2 protein-coding genes are annotated in these 1,169 nt (G+C 30.0%); one reads left to right on the top strand and one right to left on the bottom strand.

All coding sequences use genetic code 11. The features are described 5' to 3' along the window. Positions 1-174: 174 nt before the first annotated feature. The gene (locus F6K22_RS41320) at positions 175-447 is read right to left on the bottom strand and encodes an EAL domain-containing protein (RefSeq protein ID WP_293111013.1); all 273 of its coding nucleotides are present in this window, start codon (positions 445-447) and stop codon (positions 175-177) included. A gap of 509 nt (positions 448-956) precedes the next feature. Here F6K22_RS41320 and F6K22_RS41315 point away from each other — a divergent pair. Then, complete coding sequence (locus tag F6K22_RS41315; protein ID WP_293111011.1) at positions 957-1,109, top strand: helix-turn-helix domain-containing protein; 153 nt, start codon at positions 957-959, stop codon at positions 1,107-1,109. Positions 1,110-1,169 lie beyond the last annotated feature (60 nt).

Here is a 1,169-nt window from a genome sequence, read left to right as displayed (position 1 = left end):
CAGCTTATATTCTATTTAGGAAATTCTCATAATTAACTTATCTGCTTCTCATCATTAACTGCAACGAGTAGAACAGTAGCTTTATTAATCAAGAATCGACTTTTCTGCTTCCTCAGAAGGTAAAGGGTTAGAGAATAAATAATCTTGTCCAAATTCACAATTGAGACATTTGAGTTATGTGAGATGAAAATCTATTTCGATACCTTCAGGAATTATATCCATGTTTAAAGTATGTGTTAGTGTTATAATTCCCTGAACAATTTCTAAATTTCCGTTCCGATCGCCAATTCTTCTGATGAAAGACTGATCAACTTTCAAAGTATTAATTGGAAAACGATGTAGATAATTCAATGAATAATAACCTGTACCAAAATCATCAAGACTAATTTTAATATTCCTCTCTCTAATTTGTGTAATTTTTTCTGTGACCTGGGTTTTATTTTTCATCTTTAAATAGCTGTTGGGGACTCCGGTTATAATCTGTGATTTAATGGTGAGAGGAAAACAGCTAGCTTATAAACTATTTTCATTGCTGTTTTTTAACTGGTTTATTATTTTTAAGTGTAAGCATTCAGCACATCGCGTATCAGCTATCAGCTTCCGAAACAAATCTACATTTCCCACAAACAATTATTGTATGGGTTGACAACTCAAAATAGTTGTTATTGTATTTCAATTTATGGCTTGAAAATGTGCTATAAATTAAAGGAATAATTGCTTGATTCATTAAAGAGCTGAGAGCTGACTGCTAATAGCTGAATGCTTACTTTTAAGTTTTAGGGAATCAATGAAGTAACTAATTACTTGGGTCATTTTTTTTCATTTTCTACTGCATATAATCTTAGTTTATTTAATCTGTTTTGACTTGTCCGTATATTTAATCCTATTATTTTGATAATGTCTAAACAATATATATACAAAATATTATCATAAATATCTGGTTGAAAGAAAAGAAAATGATAATAAGTCATTGCTACAGAATTAAACCAAATCAAGAACAAATAGCCAAGATAGATAATTGGTTAGAACTCTTCAGAAGACATTGGAATTATGCTTTAAGTCAAGGAAAAGTACCTAAAACTTTGTCAGTCAGAACTCATTACCTTTAGCAATTATCTGTTGTGTATGTTGAGCAACTATTTATGGTGTTTCTTCTACTTCTACATTAG

The organism is Okeania sp. SIO2F4 (assembly GCF_010672385.1).
GTDB lineage: Bacteria > Cyanobacteriota > Cyanobacteriia > Cyanobacteriales > Microcoleaceae > Trichodesmium.
Note: the sequence above shows the minus strand (reverse complement) of the source record. Positions and strands in the feature narration are given on the sequence as shown.

Excerpts from the sequence above, each read along its gene's own strand:
- F6K22_RS41320 (WP_293111013.1), bottom strand. The coding sequence starts at position 447 with ATGAAAAATAAAACCCAGGTCACAGAAAAAATTACACAAATTAGAGAG.
- F6K22_RS41315 (WP_293111011.1), top strand. The coding sequence starts at position 957 with ATGATAATAAGTCATTGCTACAGAATTAAACCAAATCAAGAACAAATA.